Annotated in this window: 1 protein-coding gene; it reads right to left on the minus strand. The window is 34.7% G+C overall.

What is annotated here, in order from left to right; genetic code table 11:
- A partial coding sequence (locus LI149_RS15305) for a hypothetical protein (protein WP_227143639.1) occupies nt 1-210 on the minus strand: 210 nt, incomplete at its 3' end.
- Nucleotides 211-236: the final 26 nt, after the last annotated feature.

Consider the following 236-nt stretch of genomic DNA (forward strand, 5'->3'; position numbering starts at 1 on the left):
ACTGTGTAATGCCATCATTTGTATTTTTTTAGGTAGTTTACTGGGATTAAAAAATATATTGCAAAGGCAATTATCCGCACGTATGCAATATAATCTTTCAATTATATTTCTTGCCGTTCTAATTGTTCCCTTTTTACCGATAAACTCTGCCCCATCTTCTATATCGTGGAGACATTTGCTAACAGCCAGTTCAAGTACCAATGGTGACATTCAAACCACTTTTCTTTCTGGTAATG

This window comes from Dorea sp. 210702-DFI.3.17 (assembly GCF_020560825.1).
In the GTDB taxonomy this organism is placed as follows: domain Bacteria; phylum Bacillota; class Clostridia; order Lachnospirales; family Lachnospiraceae; genus Dorea; species Dorea formicigenerans.